This window comes from Flintibacter sp. SJQ-8 (assembly GCF_054108085.1).
The window spans coordinates 418,220-440,279 of the sequence record NZ_JBPJWR010000016.1; the positions used below are offsets into that span (position 1 = coordinate 418,220).

Genomic DNA, 22,060 nt, shown 5'->3' on the forward strand with positions numbered 1-22,060 from the left:
TTAATTTTCATGTCGTGAAAAAAGATTTTTACTAAAAATCACAAAATCGTGTTGACATTCTCTCGGCGGCGTGCTATGTTGTGTTTGGACGCGTACAAAATTTGCAGTGAGGTGCAGATAGCTATGAAAATCGAAAAGCCGTATCCCCATTTGTTCCAGCCTCTGGTGGTCCGGGGCAAGAAGTTCCGCAACCGCATCATCTCCTCCCCCCACAATGCCGCCCCCAACACCATCCGGGCCGGCGCGGACGGGTATACCAATTTTACCGAGAACGCCATCGCCTACTACGGCAGCATCGCCCGGGGCGGCGCCGCTGTGGTGAACACCGGCCACCTGGGCGTGGACCCGGAGTACACCCTGGGCAGCGACCGGGAGCGCTTTGACTTTGGTTTCACCCCCGAGTCTACCAGCACGCCCACTCTGGTGGCTCTTACCGATACCATCCACGCCTATGGCGCGCTGGCCTCTCTGGAGCTGAATCATCCCGGCTATCAGCTGACCATTCCTCGCACCCGGGACTATATGATCGCCCCCTGTGATGGCGAGAACGAATTCGGCGTGTACAAGGCCATGGACGAGGCAGAGATGGACCGGGTGGCCGAGTGCTTTGCTAATGCTGCCCTGTTCGGCAAGCGCTGTGGCTTTGACATTATCAACGTGCATGGCGCCCATGACTGGCTTATCCAGTCCTTCCTCTCCCCCATCTCCAACCAGCGCACCGACCAGTACGGCGGCAACTGGGAGAACCGGGCCCGCTTCCCCAAGATGGTCCTCCAGCGCATCCGGGACAAGGTTGGCGAGAACACCATCATCGAGATGCGCTTTAACGCCTGCGACTATGTAAAGGGCGGCATCTCCATCGAGGACGCCGCCGCCACCATTGACTATCTCAGCGACGTGGTGGACATCATCCAGTGTACCGGCGGCAGCATGGACGACCCCTATGCCGACGTGTTCAGCATCTCTCTGGGGCCCATGGGCCACGCCATCAACGCCTGGTCCGCCGAGGAGATGAAAAAGCGCATCAAGAGCAACGTCATCATCGAGACCGTGGGCGGCATCAACGAGCCTGCCCTGGCCGAGCAGGTGCTGGCCGAGGGCAAGGCCGACCTGGTGGCCATGGCCCGCTCCTTCATCGCCGACCCCGACTGGGCCCGGAAGGCCAAGGCCAACCACGCCGAGGACATCCGCCCCTGCATCCGCTGCCGCCGCTGCCTGACCACCAGCACCCCCGAGTTCTGCAACCGCAGCCGCTGCACCGTGAATCCCGCCCGCACCCTGCCCGTGAAGCTGCCTGCCTCTGAGATCCCCTTTGAGAAGAAGACCGTGGGCGTCATCGGCGGCGGCGCTGCCGGTATGTTCTGCGCCACCGAGCTGACCAAGAAGGGCCACGACGTTATCCTGTTCGAGGCCAAGGACAAGCTGGGCGGCGTGCTGGAGTTCACCGACCACTCCGACATGAAGGACGACCTGAAGCGCTATCGGGACTATCTCATCTGCCAGGTGAAGAAGGACGCCCACATCGACCTGCGCCTGAACACCACCGCCACCCCCGAGCTGCTGGACTCCCTGGGCGTGGATACCGTGGTGCTGGCCGCCGGCGGCTCCCCCTTCATTCCTCCCGTCCCCGGCGCTGACCGGCCCAACGTGTTCCACGCCGTGGACGCCTATGGCAAGGAGGATCAGCTGGGCGACCACGTGGTAGTCGTGGGCGGCGGCTTTGTGGGCTGTGAGCTCACCATCCACCTCCAGTCCATGGGCAAGCACGTGGACGTGGTGGAGATGGCTCCCCGCCTGATGCCCGGCGAGGTGGAGTGGCTCAGCGAGTACGCCTATATCAAGTATTTCATGACCCACGAGTTCTCCCGCACCGCCCCCCTGTATCGGGATAACCCCGAGATCGACCGGGTGAAGGTCCACCTGGAGACCGGCTGTAAGGAGATCGGCCCCGACGGCGTGGTGATCCAGGGCAAGGACGGCCAGCCCGTCAAGATCGACGCCGACTCCGTGGTCATGGCCACCGGCTTCCGGCCCCAGGCCGCCCTGGCCGAGGGCTATGAGGCCCTGGGCATGGACGTCTATGTGGTGGGCGACTGCAACCGCGTGGGCAACGTGATGTCCGCCACCGAGAGCGCCTATTCCGCCGCCCTCCAGATCTGATCGAATATTCCCCTCTTTTCTAATTGGCCCCCGCGCCCGGCCCCTTCCCGGGCGCGGGGGGGCGCCCCAAACAAAAATTTTAAAAATTTTTGAAAAAAGGCTGGCTTTTTCCGAAAAGCTGTGCTATACTATCCCAGTCGCCAAAAGGCGGCACAATATCCGGGTGTGGCGAAGTTTGGTATCGCGCTTGAATGGGGTTCAAGAGGCCCTGAGTTCGAATCTCAGCACTCGGACCAAGAAAAAGCCTTGAAATCGTATGATTTCAAGGCTTTTCAGTTTGTTAAAGAACCCCTGTCCTCGTTTGTTGAGAACAGGGGTTCTTTGATAAACTGGGGAGCCGCCTGCGTATCCGCAGACGGCTCCTGTTTTGATCCACGCCCTATCCGTCATACCACTCGTCCCAGGCTTCGTCCTCATCCTCGTACCGGTCCTGGTTCTCCTCCCAAAGGTCCTCTGGGGTGTCATAGTCGTCCCGAATGCTGCCGGTGTGGCCGCTGCTGTCAGATGGGCCGAAGGGCGGTACCAGGGGTGGGGCGGAGTCGGGGCGGCCAATGGGCGGGTCGTGATAGGTAAAGCTGGAAATGGTCTCCTCCGTCTCCCCCCTCTTCTGCTGGGAGTGACACGTTGCCACGATCTGCCCCTCGTCGTTGCTCCAGGTCAGGATCTTATACCGCCGGTAAGTGTCCATGTCGTCGTAAAACCGACACTTCTCCGTCTTTGTGGGCGAGCCCAGGGACGTGTACTTCAGGCTGCTGGTGGGCATCCCGTCCACGGGCAGCTTGCCGGAATACTGCTCCTTGCGCTGCGCCTCTTTCTTTGCCGCGTCCGCCGCCTTCTCCGCCGCGCTGTACCGTTCCACCCGGAATATTAACGCGTCCACCTGCTTCTGCAAGTCCATGTTATACCGCAGCCGGATCTTGGAGAGCTCCCACAGTCCACCCTCATACTCCGTGGCGTTTTGATAGATGTTCATGTACTTGCAGTAGACGGACAGCGGCTCAGCATCCCGATAACCGGAGAGGTCGGAAAAGCTCTGTTCCGCAGATATATATTTCCCCCGTGACAGCGCGTCCAGCGCCTCTTCATAGGCCGCCGCCTGCCGCTTTTCGTGGGTCAGAAACGCGATGGCGACGCCCGCGACCACAGCCACTGCCAGGAGCGCTTTCACAAACTCCTTCATGGGGAAGGGCTTTTTCGGGCGCACAGGCTTCTGCTGGATCACAGATTTCTTTGGGGGCGGGGGCGGCTCCTCCCCCTTATCCGGTTCATTGGGCGCAACGGGCTCCACGGGCTGTGAGGGAACTTCCGGCGCTTTGGGCTCTGCGCTCTGTTCGGGAACAGCAGGGCCTTCTGTTTTTTCCGGCTCTTCGACCTCTTTCGGCTGTTCAGCCACTCCCTCTGGCGGCGCAATATGCTGCTCCACGTTCGGTGCGGCAGTTTCTGTAGTCTGTTCGCCCTCCGGCGCAGCTATGATTTGGATGACGGTCTTTGTCTGCTCCGGCGGCCAGGGGGCCACGGTCCGGGTGCAGTCCATGATCGCCTTGACCTGTCCCTTTCGCGGCGCGTCGTCTTTTCCGAAAGGCAGCTCCACCCAGTCCCCCACCTTCAGCGGCAGACCGCCGGTCAGATAGGCATAGGAGCGGCGCACCCCCTCGATCTGCACGGAACAATAGTGAAACACCGTCCCGTCGTCGGGCTTCGGGTCTTCAGGCGGTCTTCTGGCCCCACGGGTGCGCGGCTTCGTCTTTTGGCCGGATACCGCCGGATAAAAGATATGCTGAAGCCGCTTTTCCCAATCTGCGTCCAGATAGGGGTTCTTCCGCACCAGTTCAAGGCATTGCTTTCCCAATTCCTCCTGGCCGTTGTCCCGACAGGCTTCCAAAACATCCAGCTGCAATTTGCCAACAGACGCGCTTTGGAATATCTGTGACGCAAAGCGCGCGTCTTTCAGGGCACACAAAATCGGCAGCGCCTGTTCTGGCTCTGAAAAGTCTATCCAGTTCCAGTTTGGAAGCAGTTTCTTGGCCGTTTCCAGGTCTGTTTTTAAAACAGGCTCCGCGAGGTCCAGCAGGGACCGCCACATCTCCACGCCCTTTGCTCCGTCCCGAGAAAACACCTCATCCAGAATGTTCTCCCAGGACAGCTCGTCCAGGGCCTGGGCGCTCTCGTGGGGGACCTCCTCCGGGTAGTCCACCAGCAGGATCTCCCGGCAGATATCCTCGTAGTCGGGGAACTCCCCCTTTGCCAAAAGGCCCTTCGCCCGCTCCCCGTCGGGATGCAGCAGGGCCTTTTCCATGCAGTGGGCGTCATAGGCGTCCTGCCGCGCATTCTGATAGTCCTGCCCCCGGCCCATCTCCTCGCCCTTTCTCCCCTCGAAGTAGGCGTAGGCCGAACCCAGTTCGTCCAAGAGTTCGTACAGGCCGTCTGGCGTGTCACGGTTATAGTAGTCCTCCACGTGGGCGGCGATGATCTCCCGCCAGAAAGTCCCGCACTCCGTTTCAGACAGCGCCCCTTCCTCGCTGAACAGGACGCCCTTCTCCACCTGAGTCAAGACCGCCTCTATGTTTTCGCCCAGGTTTAAGTCGGGGGTGTGGTACAGGAACGCCCGCAGTTTCTCCCCCTTTTCCTTCTCCAGACCAGCCGCCGCGTTTCGAATCCCCTCTGAGATGCTGTGCAGCAGCACCCGGCCCAACAGCTGGGCGGGCTGGGACTGATCTGGCATCAGCTGCCCCAGCGCCTTTTTCAGGTCGGTCCAGCTCTCCGCCAGGTCCACATGATAGGAGAGGGAAAACGACAACTTGACCTGCACCGTTTTCTGCGTCGGTACGCTTCTTCTTCGCAGAAATCCGCTGTCGCCGCACCAGCCGCACTCCCAGTGGTTCCCGGTTATCCTGACCGGTTCGCTCCCGCACCAGGGACAACGCATATGCGCTCACCTCTCATTCCAGAAATCACTCCACACCCAGGGCCTTGTAGACGGCGTCCTCGTTTATTCCATATATAAATCTAGTATACTACATCTTCATACCCGTTTCCACAAGAAAAGCTCACCCTCTCCTTGACAGCGGCGTAGACGCGTGTCCATAATATACACAGAAGGCACGAGAAATCAGGAGGGACCGATGGAATACTACGCAAAATCCGCAAATCCCCAGGGCTATCAGGAGCCCTTAAAGCACCATCTGCAAAAGGTCTCGGAACTGGCCTGGGAGTTTGGCAAGCCCTTTGACCTGGAAAACGCCAGTGCGCTGGCGGGACAGATGCACGACTTCGGGAAGTATTCCCAGGCCTTTCAGGACGTGCTGCGAGGGACCCGAACAGGAGTCGACCACGCCATGGGCGGGGCGTGTCTACTGGAGAATTTGTATCGCGGGAGCGTCAGCAGCCGCCCTGTGATCGAGGCGGTCAACGGGCACCACGACGGCCTGGTAGCATACGACGAGATCCGCAGCGAGCTCCGCGCCATTGCCGCCAAAGACAAAACGGCCCGCGGCAACGGCGGAAAAACGCCGTCCATTGAGAGCGGCGAACAGCTGACCGAAGCCTGTACCGCATTTCGACAGGATTTCCCCGAGTTCAGACCGCCGAAACAGCTTCCCGCTCCGCCCACCGCCGAACTGGAGTCTATGCTGTACACCCGGATGCTGTTCTCCTGCCTGGTGGACGCGGACTACACCGCCTCTGCCCTGAATGACGACGGCACATACCTAGCTCATGCAGAAGATAGCTTTTTCGACCCCGCGCTGCTTTTGGAAAAGCTGTATGCCTATCGGGACGACATCAAGCGAAACTCCAAATCAGATCAGACCCTGAACGCCTATCGGGACCAGGTCTTTGACCGGTGCGGCGAGATGGGCGACGCGGCGGAGGGGCTGTTTACGCTGACGGCCCCCACCGGGACCGGGAAAACGCTGGCCCTGCTGCACTTTGCCCTTCGGCACTGCCTGAAGCACGGGAAACGGCGGATCATCATCGTGCTGCCCTTCCTGACGCTGGCCGAGCAGAGCGCCGACACCTATGCCAACATCATCCCAAACATCCTCACAGACCACAGCCAAAGTCATCTGCCGGAGGACGCCCGGGAGCTGGCAGCCCGGTGGAGCGCGCCGGTCATCATCACCACCTCCGTCCGCTTTTTCGAAGCCCTGTTTTCTGACCGGCCAACAGTCTGCCGCAAGCTCCACAACATCGCAGACAGCGTCGTCCTGTTTGACGAGGCTCAGAGCCTGCCTGCCAGCCTGACCTCTTCCACCCTCCGTGGGGTGAACGAGCTCTGCCGTCGGTATCACACCACCATAGTGTTCTCCACGGCGACCCAGCCGGATTTTTCCGCTCGAAAAGACGTGGACTGGCATCCCACGGAGATCCTGCCGGAGCACAAAGCGCTGTTTGCCGCCTTGCAGCGGGTCAACGTGGCGTGGCGGCTGGGGGAGGAGACGCCATTAGAATCCATCGCGGCGGAGATGTCAGAGCACGAGAGCGTCTGCGCCATCGTCAACCTGCGCCGCCACGCCCGGAGCATCGTGCAGGAGCTGAAAAGGCGCTGTCCGGCGGAGACGGTATTTTTCCTGACGACGGACCTGTGCCCCGCCCACCGGAGCAAGCAGATCCAGATCATCCGGGAGCGCTTGGAGCACAAGCTGCCCTGCCGGGTGGTGGCCACTCAGTGCATCGAAGCGGGGGTGGACCTGGACTTTCAGACAATGTACCGGGCCCTGGCTCCCTTGGAGGCCATCATCCAGGCTGCCGGGCGCTGCAACCGAAATGGCGGGGCCATGGGCCGCGTGATCGTTTTCCGCCCGGCGGATGAGCGGATGCCATACCCCGATGACTGGTACAACAACGCCGCCGTCACCGTGCAGGAGATGGCCCCGCCCTTCTCTATCCACGACCCGGAGACGATCCGGGAGTACTACCGGCGGCTCTTTGACGGTGCTGTGGACAAACCGGAACTGCGAAAGGCCATCGAAGCCCGGTCCTTTCCCCAGGCGGCGGCGCAGTATCATCTGATCCAAAACGCAGGCGCCCAGGTCATTGTGCCCTATCCCAGAGAGAAAGCGGAGCAGAAGGGACAAAAGGAGCAGAAGCAGTACGGTGAGATCGCCCAACAGCTGCGGGCTGACGGCGTCACCGGCGCACTGCTCCATGAGGCCGCGTCCATCACAGTGACCTGCTTTGCCAAAAACTTAGCGACCTACGCCGAAGAAATTCCCTTCGCCCAGCACGGGAGGAAAAAGCACACAGAACAGACGGAGGGCAGCGGCATTTATCTGCTCCGCCCTCAGTATGAGGATCTTTACGACCCGGTCCTGGGCCTGCATTTCCCCCAGGAGGAACAGTCAAATTACATCTGGTGACGCACAAACACGCCAGCTGTCCTGATTATGGGACAGCTGGCGTGTTATATTGATTTCACCATTAAAAGACTATTGACAAAGCAGTGTCGAACTTATACACTATACTTGACCAGCCACCATAAATTAATCCATCATTAGTTATTATTGGGTATAATTGGCTGAGAGTAGAAATAAGTAGAGTGTTATTTGACCGCTCTGTCCGTGAAACGGAGCAGAGCGAACAAATTATGGAGGTGAAAATTTATTTGAAAGAGATCGTCATCGAAGTGTGGGGGGATCTTGCCTGTTTTTCCATGCCCTATGCCAAGGTAGAGCGGCTGACCTATCCCTTCCCTACCCCATCCGCCGCCAGGGGCATCCTCTCTGCGATCTACATGAAACCGAAGGAGTTCCGGTGGCAGGTCAACCGCATCGAGGTGCTCAGTCCCATCCGCTACATCAGCTTCAAGCGCAACGAGGTCAAATCCACAACGAGCACAGCGCCGATCTCCACGGAGGAGGAGCGTACCCAGCGGCAGACGGTGGCTCTACAGGACGTCCGCTATCGAATCGCGGCGTCCATCGTCCCCCGGCCCGCCTTTGCTGGGAAGGAGACGCAGCTCTATGAGCAGGCCCTGCGGCGCATCCGCGGAGGAAAGTGCTATTTCCAGCCGTCCTTGGGGCTGCGGGAATTTGCCTGCTATTTTGAGGAGAGCGACGGGAGCCGCTCTCCCATCTCCCAGTCCATGGACGCGGGGCTGATGGTCTATGACCTGTTTACGCCGGAGGATGTGGAAGTCACGAAGAAGACAAATATCCAGATGTCTCTCTTCCACGCAGTAATGGAAAACGGCGTGATTCAGGTCCCGCCCTATGACAGCCCGGAGGTTTTGAAGGGAGGCAGCTCATGCTGAAAGCACTCTATGACTATGGAATGCGCCGACAACTGGCGCTGCCGCCGGGATTTGTGGGGAAAACCATCAAAGCATATCTCTCCTTTTCGGAACACGACGACCATGTCAGCGTCTATCTGGGGGATGAAGAATTGGTCCCCTGCCCGGACATCGGCAGTCTGGCCAACGGGAAGGACAAGAGCAACGTCCTTGCGGAGAAGCGCTCCGTGGTGATCCCAGAGGAACCCGGAAGCAAAAGCGCCTTCTTTCTGGAGACGCTCCGCTGTGCAGCGGCGGAAGAGCCCCTGCTGAACGTGTGCGTCCATGCCCTGGAGAACCCGGAAACGGCGGCGGCCATCCGGGCGGAGCTGGACCGGGCCAAGATCAAGCCGGGAGACCGGATCTCCTTCCGGGTCAACGGAACGCCGGTGCTGCGATCTGAAAAAGTCCGTGCCTGGTGGCAGGACTATCGAAAGCAATTTTTGAAGAACGCGGAGCACCCCACCGCGCTGTGTCTCATCACCGGCGAGCCCACTGTTCCCATGACCACCACTACACCCATCCAGGGATTGCAGGTCGTCGGCGGCCACGCCCGCGGGGACGCCCTCATCTGCTTTGACAAGGCGGCCTTCTGCTCCTATGGCCAGAAAAAGGCGGCCAACGCCCCGGTCTCGGAGGAGGCCTTCTCCGTGGTAAAGGCGGCGCTGGACGACTTGTTGAAGGACGCGCCCATTCTGGCCGGCATGAAGTTTGTCCACTGGTTTGACCGGGAGATCCCCCCGGAGGATGACCCGCTTCACTCCATCGATCTCGGCTTTGATCCGCTGGAAGCGCCGGAAACGGAGGAAGAAGCCGCTTCTCCCATCAACGAGGGGACCGCACGGAACAGGGCCGATCAGGTCCTGAACAGCATCGATCTCGGGCAGCCTGTTCCCGATCTGGACGATGTGTCCTATTACATCCTGCTGCTCTCCGGCGCCAACAGCCGGATCATGATCCGCAAATATGACCGGGGAAATTACGCCGACCTCCGCCGCAATCTGGGACAGTGGTACGCCGACCTGGCCCTGACCAATTCCGTCGGCACCGGAAACATCCGCCCCATGAAATTGACGGCGCGCCTGCTCCGGCTGCTGAAATTTCAGAAAACGGACAGCCGCCCCTTCGAGCGCCTGTCCAAGGAGCTAGCCGGGATCACCCCGGCGGTCATTCAGGCGATCCTGTCCGGCGGCCCTCTGCCGGACGCTGTGGCGGCCAAGTCGCTGGCCTATATCCGCTCTGACCTGGTAGCCGACGACGACAGCGGCACGCAGTGGGCCCTGCCCCTGCCCAATCCTCTGGCCTGCCAGTGGCTGAAGGTCTGGCTGCTTCGGAGAAACAGAATTCATCATCAGGAGGAACCGATCTTGGAAGAATACAACTTCGCTCTCGCCAACTCCGCCTATCATTGCGGTGGACTCATGGCCATCTATGCGGCGATCCAGCAGGCGGCCATGCCAGACGTGAACACCGGTATTGTGGAGCGGTACTACGCCTCCGCCATCCAGATGCCCGCGCTGGTCATCGGCCAGCTTAGCAGCCGGTCCAATCACCACCTGGAAAAACTGGAAAACAAGTGGCTCGCCGGAGAATATCAGAAAAAGCTGCAACAGGTCTCCGTCGCCCTGGGGACCGCTATCCCTGCCACCCTGAATCTGGAGCAGCAGTCCTACTTTGCGCTGGGCTATTACCAGATGGGCGCAAAACTCAACCAGGACAAGAACGAACATATCGCCGCCAAGAAAGCGGCGGAGACGACGAAAGAATAAGAGGAGGGTATCTTATGGCGATCCAGAACCGTTATGAATTTTTGTATTATGTCGCGTGCACGAACTCCAACCCCAACGGCGACCCGGACATGGGCAACATGCCCCGCATCGATCCCCAGACCATGCAGGGCTACATCACCGACGGCGCCACCAAGCGCCGCATCCGAAACTACATCGAGCTGGCCCATGGGGACGAACCCGGCATGAACATTATCATTCAGCAGGCCACCAATATCAACCGCCACATCGCCGAGGCCAAGCGGGCAGCCGGCGTGGAGGACTGCGCCAAGTCCAAAGAGGCCGTCTACGCCGGGCGGAAGAAGGCGTGTGAGCTGTTCTATGACGTCCGCACCTTCGGCGCGGTCATGTCCACGGGCCCCAATGCAGGCCAGGTGCGCGGCCCTGTGCAGATCACCTACGGCAAAAGCCTGGACGCGGTCCTTCCTTTGGACATCTCCATCACCCGCATGGCCGTGGCGGACAAGGTGAAAGACGGTGGTGTCACTGTGGAAGAGTATCTGGCGTGGGAGCAGGCCCAGTCTGAGGACAAGCTCCGCACCATGGGCCGGAAGCAGATGATCCCCTTCGGCCTTTACGAGGTCCGCGGCTTTGTCAGCGCCAATCTGGCCCAGGAGACCGGCTTTGACAAGGCCGACCTGAACGCCCTTTTCGAGGCCATTTTGAACATGTACGAGCATGACCACTCCGCCAGCAAGGGCGAGATGGCGGTGGTCTCCCCGTTGATCATTTTCAAGCACGTGGGCACAGATTCCAATCCGGTCCAGCGGGCCCGCCAGGCCAGGTTGGGCTGCGCCCCGGCCCATAAGCTCTTCGACCTGGTCAAGGTCACAAAGAAGCCTTCTGTCTCCTACCCCCGGAGCTATCGGGATTATGACGCGGTGGTCTCGCTGGACAAGGTGCCCAAGGGCGTGCAGATCGGTTTCCAGCCCAGCGCCTTCGAGCCGGTGACCTGGGACGAACTCCCCGCCGGCGAGGACTGGTTCCGCCATGGATGACTGGGACCCGATTTCCCTCTCCCGGCTGTCCCACGCTGGTTTTTGCCTGCGGCGGGCCGCGCTGCTGACCAATGAACAGGTATGGTCAGAGAGCGCGGACACCGCCAAGGGCCGTGCCGAGCACGAGCGGGTCCATACCCAGCGGGTAGAGCGCCGGGGCGACTCCGCCAAGCTGTATGAATTCCCGGTTTATTCCCACGCCCTGGGTATCGCCGGGAAGTGTGATTGCATTGAGGCGGAAGCGGACCCTCACGGATGTCACGTCCCTGCGTTGGACTTTCCCGCTCGGCTATACCCCGTGGAATACAAGCACGGAAAGCTCCGTGCAGAGCAGGAGTATGAGATCCAATTGTGCGCACAGGCCATGTGCCTGGAGGAAATGTTCCAGACGCACATCTCAGAAGGTGCCATCTACTACATCACCTCCCACCGCCGGTATCCGGTGTCCTTGACTGAGAGATTGCGGAACCTGGTAAAGGAAACGATTCGAGAGATCGAGTCGTTTCGCCGCAGCTTTTCCATTCCTCCAGCAGAGCCAGGGGCAAAATGCAAGGCGTGCTCCCTTCGGGACCACTGTCTGCCCGGTGTACAGCCGTCTGCTCTCAGCTACTGTACACAGCTCCGCAGAGAAGCACTGGAGGAGGACGCACCATGAAAAAACTGCTGGAAACGCTGTATATCACAACGCCAGAAAGCTATCTCTTTGAACGAAACGGGAACATCTGCATCTCCATCGGCGGCACCGAAAAGGCCTCCGTCCCAATTTCACAAGTGGATTCCATCGTTCTATTCGGAAAAAATACCCTCTCCACCGCACTGCTGTCCTTTTGTTCTAAAAACGATGTGACCATTACCTTTCTCAGTGAAAACGGCTTTTTCCAGGGACGGGTGTGTGGCCCGGTGAGTGGCAACGTGCTGCTGAGAAAACGACAGTATGAAAGCCTTTCAGAACCGGAGTTCGTAAATCGCTTTGTAACAGACCTGTTGTTCTGCAAAATTCGGAACAGTAAGTCCGTGCTGCTGAGATACGCCCGTTCCACCTTTGACGAAACTGCAAAGCGCTCTCTTGCTGCCGCGGTATCCGAACTGACAGAGATTGCGCAAAAGCTGGACGTCTGCTCGGATATTGACTCCATGCGCGGCATCGAGGGCGCAGCGGCGTCCGTCTATTTCTCCCGATTTGATGCGCTGCTCTCCAGTCCCAAGGGATACCGTTTTGAGGTGCGGAGTCATCGGCCTCCCATGAACGAGGTCAACGCTGTGCTGTCCTTTGTATATACGCTTTTAGCCCACGATGTTCGCGCATCCATAGAGACCGTGGGCCTGGACCCCGCTGCCGGGTATCTGCACACACTTCGTCCGGGACGTTCCTCCTTCGCTTTGGACCTGATAGAGGAGCTTCGCGCCCCTTTGTGTGACCGCTTGGTCATTTCTATGTTCAACAAAAACCAGTTTCAGGGGCAGGATTTTACCACGGACTTTGGTGCGGTGTACCTCAGTGACAGAGGACGGCGAAAGGTCCTGGAGCAGTGGCGCAGCAGAAAACGAGAGTCCATTCAACACCCGTTTTTAAAAGAAAAAATCTCCATTGGGATGATCCCTTACGCACAATCCATGCTCTTTGCCCGTGTGCTGCGCGGGGATCTGGACCGATATCCACCCTTTGTATGGAGGTGATGACCCATGATGCTGGTTGTGACATATGATGTGGATACCTCAGACGCCGCTGGGCAAAAGCGTCTGCGGAAAGTCGCAAAGATTTGCGAACGACATGGAATGCGCGTGCAAAACTCTGTGTTCGAGGTCCTTGTAGACGCCGCACATCTGGTCATTTTAAAAAATGAACTGGAAAAGGTCATTGACTTGGAGCAAGACTCCGTCCGCTTCTATCGGCTGGGCAATTCCTATGAGAATCGGATCGAGACCATGGGAAAAAAGCCTCTCGTAGAAGCCGGAAGCGCCTTGATCTTCTAGCGCCGACCCTTCCCGTACATAATTTCGCGGAAGGTCCGCGCAAAAATTCTTTTGATTTTCGCGGCTTTTTGAAAGATTTCTCTGACATACGGGGAATATCTCGTAAAAAACCGCGTGATCTTTCGGCAATTCTCCACAAAACACAGCATCAACTTTGTGGAAAATTGCCGTCGCCCCTCCCGTGGGGGCGCGAGTAGAAATCTCTGCGGGCGGTGCAGGCGGGGCAGGACGTTTCCGTCGCCCCTCCCGTGGGGGCGCGAGTAGAAATTATTTCCTCTCTTTCTTCTTCAACGGGCAGTAGCGTCGCCCCTCCCGTGGGGGCGCGAGTAGAAATCCGGAGCATCTCAGATGCCAAACTGCTCAACCTCGTCGCCCCTCCCGTGGGGGCGCGAGTAGAAATAAGCTGGACAAGCAGAGCGTGGCCGCCATCCTGGTCGCCCCTCCCGTGGGGGCGCGAGTAGAAATTGAGTGCAATGTGCCGTTCTATGCTTGCGTGCGGGGGGTCGCCCCTCCCGTGGGGGCGCGAGTAGAAATAAGGTCCGCCGCCTGATAAGGGGCGCTGCGGTCAGGTCGCCCCTCCCGTGGGGGCGCGAGTAGAAATCTTGAGGATGATATCCCGCTGCATGGCGTACTTATGTCGCCCCTCCCGTGGGGGCGCGAGTAGAAATCGGTACTTGGTGCAGCTTGCCACCTTAGCAAGGCCGGTCGCCCCTCCCGTGGGGGCGCGAGTAGAAATTCTTCCGGGGCCGTGTGGGTGCGGCACCAGTCATCGTCGCCCCTCCCGTGGGGGCGCGAGTAGAAATATCTATGACAAGTTCCAGGCCGCCGCAGACACAGGTCGCCCCTCCCGTGGGGGCGCGAGTAGAAATCTCCCTCTTCACCGGGGCGGATGAGGCGGCCCCGGGTCGCCCCTCCCGTGGGGGCGCGAGTAGAAATAATGTCTTGTTTTAAGCTCGCAATTCCGGTTGCGCGTCGCCCCTCCCGTGGGGGCGCGAGTAGAAATACACTCCCACCTCCGCGTCGTAGTCGATGGCCTGGGTCGCCCCTCCCGTGGGGGCGCGAGCAGAAATAAAGGACCACCTATCCACCGTATACCCTGTCCCCGTCGCCCCTCCCGTGGGGGCGCGAGTAGAAATAATTTGAGTGCTCTGGATTCCGCTACGTTATCCAGTCGCCCCTCCCGTGGGGGCGCGAGTAGAAATGAATATGTCTAATTAGATATAAAATCCGATTCAGTCGCCCCTCCCGTGGGGGCGCGAGTAGAAATACAGATGGTCGTTATATTCCCGTTTGCGGATACGTCGCCCCTCCCGTGGGGGCGCGAGTAGAAATTTCATACAGGCTGCTATAAAGCGCAAAGGGGAAGACGTCGCCCCTCCCGTGGGGGCGCGAGTAGAAATTGATTGAGCCACCCCACCTCCGACGTGGCCCCGCGTCGCCCCTCCCGTGGGGGCGCGAGTAGAAATTATATCGCCGCTTTCTTCGTGCTGGTGTACCTCCGTCGCCCCTCCCGTGGGGGCGCGAGTAGAAATGTGTATGGTGCGCCCCGGACAATCGACTGAGTGCCAGTCGCCCCTCCCGTGGGGGCGCGAGTTGAAATTGCGGTACGCCCTTGATGTTGGGGTTGACGCAGTAAGTCGCCCCTCTCACAGGAGCGTGAGTTGAAATGAGCATTTTTCTGGGACAAATCATAAAATGCTGAGTTGTCCCTCCCGCAGGGGCCCAAGCAAAACCGGCGGCGTGGTTTTTAAGTACCACGCCGCCGGTTCTGTCATTTTATATTGTCCAGGTCAGGTCGTGCCCTTCCCCACCGTCTCGTTATCTCCCCGATCAGAACGCCCAGCACTGCCGCGCCCAGGATGTCGCTGGGGAGTGGACATAGATGCTCCAGTCCAGATTCATGACAAGCTCTCCCCCTTCTGAAGGGCACCGTTGGCCTGCTCCCGCCGCTTGGTGGCCTTTTTCAGCCCCTCCAGCGCCAGCAGGATGGCCGTGCCCAGCAGGAAGGCGGGGAGCTGAAAGGTGGCGGCGTCCAGGGGCGGCAGGGGTGTGTCCAGGCTGGCGGGGCCGTTTGCGATGGCATAGAGCGACCCCAGCATCAGGCCCAGGATCAGCCAGACCATCTGGCTGCGGCAGCTGCGCAGGGCGGCGCGGATGGCGTGGATGGACAGCCCCGCTCCCGCGACGACGCCAAAGCCCAGGGCGCACAGCCCGGGGACCACGTCCAGCTGAAGGCGCAGAAAGCTGTGGATGGCCTGGATCGTGGGCAGGTACACCCCCGCGATCAGCAGGATGGACGAGCCGGAAATGCCGGGCAGCACCATGGCGGTGATGGCCACCATGCCGGAGAAAAACAGATAGACCAACTGGACCGGCGTGAGATGGGCATAGTTCACGCTGCCCATGGCGCCCATCCCCGTGCGCAGCAGAGTCAGGGCCGCCACAGCGGCCACCCCCAGCAGCAAGAACCACCCGTGGCGCAGGGGCTGCTTTTTCAGCGTCTCCCGCTCCGCCGAGACGATGAAGGGGACAGAACAGAGGGTGAGTCCCAGGAACAGGGAACTCATGAAGTAGATGTTCTTGGCAAACAGGCCGGACAGCAGGATCACACAGGCGGTCATGCCCACCATCCAGCCCAGCCCCAGCTTCAGCACATAGCGCAGCCCGGCCTTTCGCCGCTCCCTCTCCCCCCGGAACAGGTCGTGGATGGCGTCCAAAAAGCGCTCGTAAAAGCCCAGGATGAACGCGATGGTCCCGCCGGATACGCCGGGGACGCTGTCGGCCAGGGCCATGCAAAAGCCGTGAAATACCGTTACGATCATAAAAAACGCCTACTTTCTGTGAAAGATCATCTGTGCGGTGGACAAAACTGCCGGAGCGCCCAGCAGCAACAGGAGCACCAGACACCCGCCCTGCACCAGCAGCCCTCCGGGGAGCCCCAGCAGGAGCCACCCGGTCTGAACCGTCAGCGTGCCCACGCCCAGGGCCAGCTTTTTCCCGGAGAGGTGGAAGGGGAGCAGCAGGCGGGCGTTGACCAGCCGGATCAAAAACACCGCCAGACAGCTGAAAAAGGTGGCGGCGGCAGCTCCCTGAATGCCCAGCCAGGGGATGAGCCACAGGTTCAGCAGGACGTTGGATATCGCCCCCACCAGTGAGGTCCAGAAGGAGGCCGCGCTCTTTTTGGTCACCACATAGACGCTGCCCATAAAGTTGGAGAGAGCGGCGGCGGCCATGGACAGGGTCAGCATGGGGATATACCGCCACGCGGGGTAGTATGGCTCGTCCGCCAGAATGCGGATGAGCAGCGGCGACAGGGCAATGATCCCGCCTGCCCCCAAAAAGACGGTGGAGGCGAACAGGTCCCAGATCCGCCCATAGAACCGCAGGTGGGCCCGCCGGTCCCCGCTGCTCTCGGCAATGGCGGACAGCTGCCAGGCGTCCATGAATACAGAGGCCAAAATGGTCAGGATGGTGGGGATCTTATAGGCCACGGCGTAGATGCCGTTGGCGTCGCTGCCCAAAAACCACTTGACCATATACCGGTCCGACACCCCCATGACCCACCAGAAGATGGCCGTGGGGATCAGCGGGATGCAATAGCGCAGCATCTGCCGCCGCAGCCTGCTTTTGGGTGCGAATTGCACATACCGCCACAGCCGCGCTTTCCAGACAAGCCCCAGCGTTGTGGCCAGGTTCGCCACCGTGGTGGACAGGACATAGCCTCGGATGCCCCACTGGAACACCGCCAGAAAGAGCACGTTCAGACCGATGAACAGGGCCGTGTTGAACAGTCCTTGGGCGGCAAACAGGGCCGTGTCCCCCCTGGTCCGGACGAAGTGGGCACAGAGAGCGTGATAGCAGGAGGCGATGACGAAGGAGGCCAGCAGGAATCCATAGGCCCGCACCTCCGGGAACCCCTGTAAAAGGGCGATCACCAGCAGCATTCCCGCCGAGCCCAGGGTGATCACCCGCAGGCCCACGGAGAAGGCCCCGCCCGTCCGCTCCGGCGGTCCGCCGCAAAACGAAACACCGCGTCGGTGATGTCCAGCGACACCAGGGGGATCAGCAGATTTGCCGTCTGGGTGATGAGGTCGGCGGTGCCGTACTCCGCCGGGGTGAGATAGCCGGTGTAAAACCGCACCATCAAAAACACCAGCAGCTTAGAGCCGACGGTGCCGATGCTCATCAGAATGGTGTTGGCCGCCAGGGTCTGGTATTTGTTCATGCCAGGCCCGCCGCCAAACTGCCCTGTGCTTCGTTCGTCTCTCCCATAATAAACAAGCGCCTCCCTTACACCATGTCATTGTAACGGGAGGCGTAAAACTCGATATAAACAGTTGTTAAACAAAGTTTAAACTGAGGCACAAAACAGCAAAAGGGCTGCGGCACACGCCGCAGCCCTCAGTTTATGCTATTTTATCCTATCCGAAATACAGCGTCAGTTCGACTTCGTCCTCCTGGTCCTGCAGGAAGGGCAGCTGTTCGCCCTCTTGCGTGGAACGGATGCGCAGCTGCTCGCCGGAGGGAGATATCTCCACGGGGAAGGCTCCACTGACCGTCATGTCCTGGCCGGACAGCTCCAGGCGGAGGTCGTCTTCCTCCATCCGCCACTGGCCGGAGCAGACCAGTTCGTCGGACTGGCCCTCCTGGCTCTCGCACAGCTCCGCCGTGCCCGCCCAGTCGGCGGCGTCCGCGTCTCCGCCCAGCTTCAGGACCCAGCCGGAGCAGCCCCACACCGTCTCCGCCAGACCCGTATCCGTGGGGGCAGCCCAGTCGGCGTCGCCCATCTCGTCGGGCGGCTTCTGGCTGCTGCCGGGGAAGTAATCCCCCGTGATGTCCTCCCCCGCCCCGTTATAGAAGGTCATATCATCCACGTGGGTGTCCTCCGTCAGGCCGCTGAGCTTGGTGCAGACCAGGAAGTGGTCCCCCTGGGGGTACAGGTCATAGGTCTCTCCCCCCAGCTGGGCGGATATTCTGGCGATCTGCTCCCCGGCGTCCCGCCCGGCGATGAGCAGGTATTTCTCCCCGCCGCTCTCCTCCACGCTGTTTTTAAAGTTTCCGCCGCCCCAGCCAATGCGGACGATCTTATACCGCCCCAGGGGGCCGCGCTCCAGTGTGGCGGTGCCCAGTTCTAAATCGGGCCCCACCTCAAACAGGTAATAGTTTCGCCGGCCCAGCTCCAGTTCGTCATATATCGTGACCTGTGGCGACAGGGGCGTGCTGCGGCCCCGGTCATAGAAGTCCGCCAGATACCCGGGCAGCGTGGCCTGGTCCAGTTGGATGGGATAGGTGAGGCAGACGCCCCCCAGGGCGCACAGGGCCGCCACGGCCAAAACCGCCAGCGCCAAAGTGACCTTTCGCTTCATAGAGCACCTCCAATTCCTTCATGGCCATATTGCTTGAGTTGGCCTATTATATCACAGGAAATGGCAGGGGGCAAGTGCTGTTGAAACAGATAGAAAAAGTCCTGAAAACTTTCGTTTTCAGGACTTTTGGTCCGAGTGCTGAGATTCGAACTCAGGGCCTCTTGAACCCCATTCAAGCGCGATACCAAACTTCGCCACACCCGGAAGTATTCTGTTGGCTGTCCGTGTCAGACAGCTTAGTTATAATAGCATACCCCCGGGAGAAATGCAAGTCTTTTTTTCGATTTTTTGAAAAATTTTTCTTGTATTTTCTGTCAGCGTGTTTCGTCCGTCTCCCGGCTCGGTCCAGGCGGCCAAGGCAGGTCGATCTCGCCCCGGAAGACGGTGTGGGCCGGGCCGGTCATAAAGAGCCTGCCCTCCCGCTCCTCCACCTTTAAAGTGCCTCCGGGCAGGCGGACCTGCACCTTCCTCCCACACAGGTCCCGGCGTCGGGCGGCGGCGAAGCTGGCGCAGGCCCCGGTGCCGCAGGCCAGGGTCACGCCGCTGCCCCGCTCCCACACCCGGACGGTCAGGTGCTCCCGGTCCTCCACCGTCAAAAACTCGATGTTCCGCCGCTCTCCCAACTGGGGGCAGCCCTCCAGCATGGGGCCCACCCGGGCCGTCTCCTCCTCCGTCCACTCCGGGCAGAAGACCACCCCGTGGGGGTTGCCCACATCCACCGGCGTGACCCAAAAGGCCCCCGCCGGGGTCTGGCAGTATACCTCCTCCTCCACCTGGGCCGGCCCCATGTCCACCGTCACCTCCGCCACCTGGCCGTTCTGGACGGACAGCTCCAGCCCCCGGGGCCCCGCGTCAGTCTGGACGGTCAGGCAGCGCTTGCGGGTCAGGCCATTGTCATACACAAACTTGCCCAGGCAGCGGATGCCGTTGCCGCACATGGCCCCCCGGGAGCCATCGGCGTTGTACATCTCCATGGCAAAGTCCCCCGCCCACCCCGGCTTGACGCAGATAAGTCCGTCCGCCCCAACGCCAAAATGCCGGTCACTGAGCCGTTTCGCCAGCCGGGGCAGGTCAGGCGGCTCCCCCTCCAGGCAGTTGAGAAAGAGATAGTCGTTGCCCAGGCCCTCCATTTTTACAAACTTCACAGCACGCACCACCCTTGCACCAATATCAAGCTGGTACAAGGTATGCCGGCTCCCATAGAGTTATGAGTTAGGAGTTAGGAGGGATGAGTGGAGTGGCCAACTCCTAACTCATCCCTCCTAACTCCTAACTATTTTTCTAGCTCTCGAATGACCTGTCTTGCCGTGTGGCTCAGTCTGGCTCCGGCGTCCATGCTTCGCTTTTGCAGCTCCCGGTGGGCCTGGTCCTCGGTCATGCCCAGGCGGTCCATGAGCAGCTTTTTCGCCCGGTCCACCGTGGCCTGGTCGGCGCTGGTTCGGCGGGCGGCGGTGAAGCGCTCCATCCGGTGGCCGAACTGGAGCAGCAGCTTGACGGTGGACACCGCCTCCTCCCGGCGGATGGGGGTGGCCAGGGTGTACACGTCCCGGCTGGCGCAGGCGTCCAGCATGTGCTGAGGCCCCACCAGAAGCAGGGAGCAGGCCGGGGGCAGGTCCTCCGCCAGCCACTCCGCCGGGCCGTCGGACAGATGGGGACCGCAGACCACGCAGTACACCGTCTGCTTGTTCATCAGACGGCGGACCTGGTCCCCGGAGCGGCACAGGAGGCATTTGGCCGTGCCGGTGTTCTCCAGCAGCTCGCCAAAACGCTGGGCCATGGTCCCGTTTTCAAAGGCCACGATCACCGTCTCCATGTCCGCTTCCCCCTCTCCCAGTTGTAAACGATTTGTCCGGGCGGCCACAGGCCGCCCCTACACCAGATTCATAAAGCCCGAGTATCGTTTTAATAGGTCACCAGATACTTCTCCAGCTCCCAGCTGGACACCCGGGTCTGATACTCGTTCCACTCCTTGCGCTTGCCCTGGATGTAGTGCCGGGCCACATGCTCCCCCAGCACGTCCATCATCAGCTTGTCCCGCTCCAGGGCGTCCAGGGCGTCCTTCAGCGTCTCGGGCAGGGCCCCGATGTTCCGGGCCGCCCGGGCCGCGTCGTCCATGGCGTACACGTCCCCGGAGATCTCCTCCGGCGGCTCCAGCCCCTGGGCGATGCCGTCCAGCCCGGCGGCCAGACAGGCGGCCACCGCCAGATATGGGTTGCAGGAGGGGTCCGGGCTGCGCAGCTCCACCCGGGTGCTCTGTCCCCGCACCGAGGGGATGCGGATCAGGGTGGACCGGTTGGCCGAAGACCAGGCCTTATACCGGGGGGCCTCATACCCCGCCCCCAGGCGCTTGTAGGAGTTCACCAGGGGGTTGGTCAGGGCGGTGAAGCCGTCGGCGTGGCGCAGCAGTCCGGCAATAAAGGACCGGGCCGTTTTCGACAGCTGCCGCTGGCCCCCCTCGTCATAGAACACGTTCCGCCCGTCTTTGAACAGGGACATGTTCAGGTGCATCCCCGACCCGGCCACGCCGTACACCGGCTTGGGCATGAAGGTGGCGTGCAGGCCGTTTTTCTGGGCCAGGGTCTTCACGGCCAGCTTCAGGGTCATGATCTTGTCCGCCCCGTCTAAGGCGTCCACATATTTAAAGTCGATCTCGTGCTGGCCGATGGCGCACTCGTGGTGGCTGGCCTCGATCTCAAAGCCCATCTCCTCCAGGTTCATGCACACCTCCCGGCGGGTGGACTCCCCGTGGTCCAGGGGGCCTAAGTCGAAATAGCCCGCCTCGTCCCGGGTAATAGTGGTGGCCCGGCCCATCTCGTCGGTCTCGAACAGGAAGAACTCCAGCTCCGGGCCGATGTTAAAGGTGTCAAAACCCATGTCCTCCGCCCGGCGGAGCACCCGGCGCAGCACGCCCCGGGGGTCGCCCACAAAGGGGGTGCCGTCCGGGTTATACACGTCGCAGATGAGCCGGGCCACCTTGCCCTGGGAGGGCCGCCAGGGGAAGATGGTAAAGCTGTTCAAATCGGGATACAGGCACTGGTCCGACTCGTTGATGCGGGTGAACCCCTCGATGGAGGAGCCGTCGAACATGATCTGGTTGTTCACCGCCTTCTCGATCTGAGAGGCGGTGATGGCCACGTTTTTCAGCTGGCCGAAAATATCCACAAACTGCATTCGGATAAACTCGATCTCTTCGTCCTCTACCAGACGGATGATGTCTTCCTTGGTGTGACCCATGCAGAACGCTCCTTTTCTCCTCCCGCGGGAGGGCCGCTTTGGGACTTAATGAAAAAAGTATGGCATTTCAGGGGCGCTTCTGTCAAGAGGCGGCTTTCTTTTCTGAGCCGCTTTCCCGGGAAAGGCGGGGCATTTTCGCCGGTTTTTTATCACTTTCGTGAGAACTCCCATGATTTTCTGGCCGGTCCGCCGGGAACTTTAGTCAGAATTCACTCTTGCAAAAGAGGCCGGGATAGGGTATGTTAGTAGCAGAAGATTTGCTTGCTTCCTATT

Annotated in this window: 16 protein-coding genes, 2 tRNA genes and 1 CRISPR repeat array; of the genes, 9 read left to right on the forward strand and 9 right to left on the reverse strand. The window is 60.4% G+C overall.

Annotated features, from left to right (window positions below; genetic code table 11):
- The first annotated feature begins 123 nt into the window (after nucleotides 1-123).
- Together ACSAMP_RS13555 and ACSAMP_RS13560 are read left to right on the forward strand one after the other, a co-directional pair.
- Nucleotides 124-2,160 carry an oxidoreductase gene (locus ACSAMP_RS13555; RefSeq protein ID WP_457800799.1) on the forward strand — a complete coding sequence of 679 codons (2,037 nt, stop codon included), beginning with the start codon at nucleotides 124-126 and terminating at the stop codon, nucleotides 2,158-2,160.
- 159 nt (nucleotides 2,161-2,319) lie between these two features.
- A tRNA-Pro gene (locus ACSAMP_RS13560) sits at nucleotides 2,320-2,396 on the forward strand.
- 143 nt (nucleotides 2,397-2,539) lie between these two features.
- Here the strand turns inward: ACSAMP_RS13560 and ACSAMP_RS13565 are convergent.
- Entirely contained in the window at nucleotides 2,540-5,086 is a 2,547-nt protein-coding gene (locus ACSAMP_RS13565; protein ID WP_457800800.1) for a hypothetical protein, read from the reverse strand.
- 196 nt (nucleotides 5,087-5,282) lie between these two features.
- Between ACSAMP_RS13565 and cas3 the strand changes: the two genes are divergently transcribed.
- The 7 genes from cas3 to cas2 all read left to right on the forward strand — a co-directional run bounded on the left by cas3 (nucleotide 5,283) and on the right by cas2 (nucleotide 13,187).
- Nucleotides 5,283-7,517 (forward strand): CRISPR-associated helicase Cas3', encoded by a 2,235-nt coding sequence (cas3, locus tag ACSAMP_RS13570; RefSeq protein WP_457800801.1) that lies wholly within the window; start codon nucleotides 5,283-5,285, stop codon nucleotides 7,515-7,517.
- Between the two features lie 227 nt (nucleotides 7,518-7,744).
- Complete coding sequence (cas5c, locus tag ACSAMP_RS13575; RefSeq protein ID WP_457800802.1) at nucleotides 7,745-8,410, forward strand: type I-C CRISPR-associated protein Cas5c; 666 nt, start codon at nucleotides 7,745-7,747, stop codon at nucleotides 8,408-8,410.
- The gene (gene cas8c / locus ACSAMP_RS13580; RefSeq protein WP_457800803.1) at nucleotides 8,404-10,197 is read left to right on the forward strand and encodes a type I-C CRISPR-associated protein Cas8c/Csd1; all 1,794 of its coding nucleotides are present in this window, start codon (nucleotides 8,404-8,406) and stop codon (nucleotides 10,195-10,197) included. The genes cas5c and cas8c overlap by 7 nt, the downstream gene beginning before the upstream one ends.
- Nucleotides 10,198-10,211: 14 nt before the next feature.
- Nucleotides 10,212-11,213 (forward strand): type I-C CRISPR-associated protein Cas7/Csd2, encoded by a 1,002-nt coding sequence (cas7c, locus tag ACSAMP_RS13585; protein ID WP_457800804.1) that lies wholly within the window; start codon nucleotides 10,212-10,214, stop codon nucleotides 11,211-11,213.
- The gene (cas4, locus tag ACSAMP_RS13590) at nucleotides 11,206-11,868 is read left to right on the forward strand and encodes a CRISPR-associated protein Cas4 (protein ID WP_457800805.1); all 663 of its coding nucleotides are present in this window, start codon (nucleotides 11,206-11,208) and stop codon (nucleotides 11,866-11,868) included. The genes cas7c and cas4 overlap by 8 nt, the downstream gene beginning before the upstream one ends.
- A complete protein-coding gene (cas1c, locus tag ACSAMP_RS13595; RefSeq protein WP_457800806.1) occupies nucleotides 11,865-12,890 on the forward strand; it encodes a type I-C CRISPR-associated endonuclease Cas1c in 1,026 nt (341 codons plus the stop codon). Before cas4 ends, cas1c begins: the two co-directional genes overlap by 4 nt.
- Nucleotides 12,891-12,896: 6 nt before the next feature.
- A complete protein-coding gene (gene cas2 / locus ACSAMP_RS13600; RefSeq protein WP_441795467.1) occupies nucleotides 12,897-13,187 on the forward strand; it encodes a CRISPR-associated endonuclease Cas2 in 291 nt (96 codons plus the stop codon).
- Between the two features lie 169 nt (nucleotides 13,188-13,356).
- Nucleotides 13,357-14,787: direct repeats of the CRISPR family, unit length 32 nt; unit sequence GTCGCCCCTCCCGTGGGGGCGCGAGTAGAAAT.
- Between the two features lie 298 nt (nucleotides 14,788-15,085).
- On the opposite strand, the gene ACSAMP_RS13605 is transcribed toward cas2, so the two are convergent.
- The 8 genes from ACSAMP_RS13605 to glnA form a co-directional block, all read right to left on the reverse strand.
- The gene (locus ACSAMP_RS13605; protein WP_457800807.1) at nucleotides 15,086-16,009 is read right to left on the reverse strand and encodes a DUF368 domain-containing protein; all 924 of its coding nucleotides are present in this window, start codon (nucleotides 16,007-16,009) and stop codon (nucleotides 15,086-15,088) included.
- Nucleotides 16,010-16,018: 9 nt separating this feature from the next.
- On the reverse strand, nucleotides 16,019-17,167 hold the full coding sequence (locus tag ACSAMP_RS13610; protein WP_457800808.1) for an oligosaccharide flippase family protein: 1,149 nt from the start codon (nucleotides 17,165-17,167) through the stop codon (nucleotides 16,019-16,021).
- On the reverse strand, nucleotides 17,152-17,412 hold the full coding sequence (locus tag ACSAMP_RS13615; RefSeq protein WP_457800809.1) for a polysaccharide biosynthesis protein: 261 nt from the start codon (nucleotides 17,410-17,412) through the stop codon (nucleotides 17,152-17,154). Before ACSAMP_RS13615 ends, ACSAMP_RS13610 begins: the two co-directional genes overlap by 16 nt.
- A 196-nt stretch (nucleotides 17,413-17,608) precedes the next feature.
- A complete protein-coding gene (locus ACSAMP_RS13620; protein WP_457800810.1) occupies nucleotides 17,609-18,553 on the reverse strand; it encodes a hypothetical protein in 945 nt (314 codons plus the stop codon).
- 127 nt (nucleotides 18,554-18,680) lie between these two features.
- Nucleotides 18,681-18,757 (reverse strand) — tRNA-Pro (locus ACSAMP_RS13625).
- A 110-nt stretch (nucleotides 18,758-18,867) separates the two neighbouring features.
- Complete coding sequence (gene dapF, locus ACSAMP_RS13630; RefSeq protein ID WP_457800811.1) at nucleotides 18,868-19,698, reverse strand: diaminopimelate epimerase; 831 nt, start codon at nucleotides 19,696-19,698, stop codon at nucleotides 18,868-18,870.
- Between the two features lie 128 nt (nucleotides 19,699-19,826).
- Nucleotides 19,827-20,366 (reverse strand): ANTAR domain-containing response regulator, encoded by a 540-nt coding sequence (locus tag ACSAMP_RS13635; protein ID WP_457800812.1) that lies wholly within the window; start codon nucleotides 20,364-20,366, stop codon nucleotides 19,827-19,829.
- A gap of 89 nt (nucleotides 20,367-20,455) precedes the next feature.
- Nucleotides 20,456-21,787 (reverse strand): type I glutamate--ammonia ligase, encoded by a 1,332-nt coding sequence (glnA, locus tag ACSAMP_RS13640; protein ID WP_441795462.1) that lies wholly within the window; start codon nucleotides 21,785-21,787, stop codon nucleotides 20,456-20,458.
- Nucleotides 21,788-22,060: the final 273 nt, after the last annotated feature.

What these genes read in the sequence shown, in the direction of transcription:
- ACSAMP_RS13555 (WP_457800799.1), top strand. Translation starts at nt 124, where the DNA reads ATGAAAATCGAAAAGCCGTATCCCCATTTGTTCCAGCCTCTGGTGGTC.
- ACSAMP_RS13565 (WP_457800800.1), bottom strand. Translation starts at nt 5,086, where the DNA reads ATGCGTTGTCCCTGGTGCGGGAGCGAACCGGTCAGGATAACCGGGAAC.
- cas3 (WP_457800801.1), top strand. Translation starts at nt 5,283, where the DNA reads ATGGAATACTACGCAAAATCCGCAAATCCCCAGGGCTATCAGGAGCCC.
- cas5c (WP_457800802.1), top strand. Translation starts at nt 7,745, where the DNA reads ATGGAGGTGAAAATTTATTTGAAAGAGATCGTCATCGAAGTGTGGGGG.
- cas8c (WP_457800803.1), top strand. Translation starts at nt 8,404, where the DNA reads ATGCTGAAAGCACTCTATGACTATGGAATGCGCCGACAACTGGCGCTG.
- cas7c (WP_457800804.1), top strand. Translation starts at nt 10,212, where the DNA reads ATGGCGATCCAGAACCGTTATGAATTTTTGTATTATGTCGCGTGCACG.
- cas4 (WP_457800805.1), top strand. Translation starts at nt 11,206, where the DNA reads ATGGATGACTGGGACCCGATTTCCCTCTCCCGGCTGTCCCACGCTGGT.
- cas1c (WP_457800806.1), top strand. Translation starts at nt 11,865, where the DNA reads ATGAAAAAACTGCTGGAAACGCTGTATATCACAACGCCAGAAAGCTAT.
- cas2 (WP_441795467.1), top strand. Translation starts at nt 12,897, where the DNA reads ATGATGCTGGTTGTGACATATGATGTGGATACCTCAGACGCCGCTGGG.
- ACSAMP_RS13605 (WP_457800807.1), bottom strand. Translation starts at nt 16,009, where the DNA reads ATGATCGTAACGGTATTTCACGGCTTTTGCATGGCCCTGGCCGACAGC.
- ACSAMP_RS13615 (WP_457800809.1), bottom strand. Translation starts at nt 17,412, where the DNA reads ATGAACAAATACCAGACCCTGGCGGCCAACACCATTCTGATGAGCATC.
- ACSAMP_RS13620 (WP_457800810.1), bottom strand. Translation starts at nt 18,553, where the DNA reads ATGAAGCGAAAGGTCACTTTGGCGCTGGCGGTTTTGGCCGTGGCGGCC.
- ACSAMP_RS13635 (WP_457800812.1), bottom strand. Translation starts at nt 20,366, where the DNA reads ATGGAGACGGTGATCGTGGCCTTTGAAAACGGGACCATGGCCCAGCGT.
- glnA (WP_441795462.1), bottom strand. Translation starts at nt 21,787, where the DNA reads ATGGGTCACACCAAGGAAGACATCATCCGTCTGGTAGAGGACGAAGAG.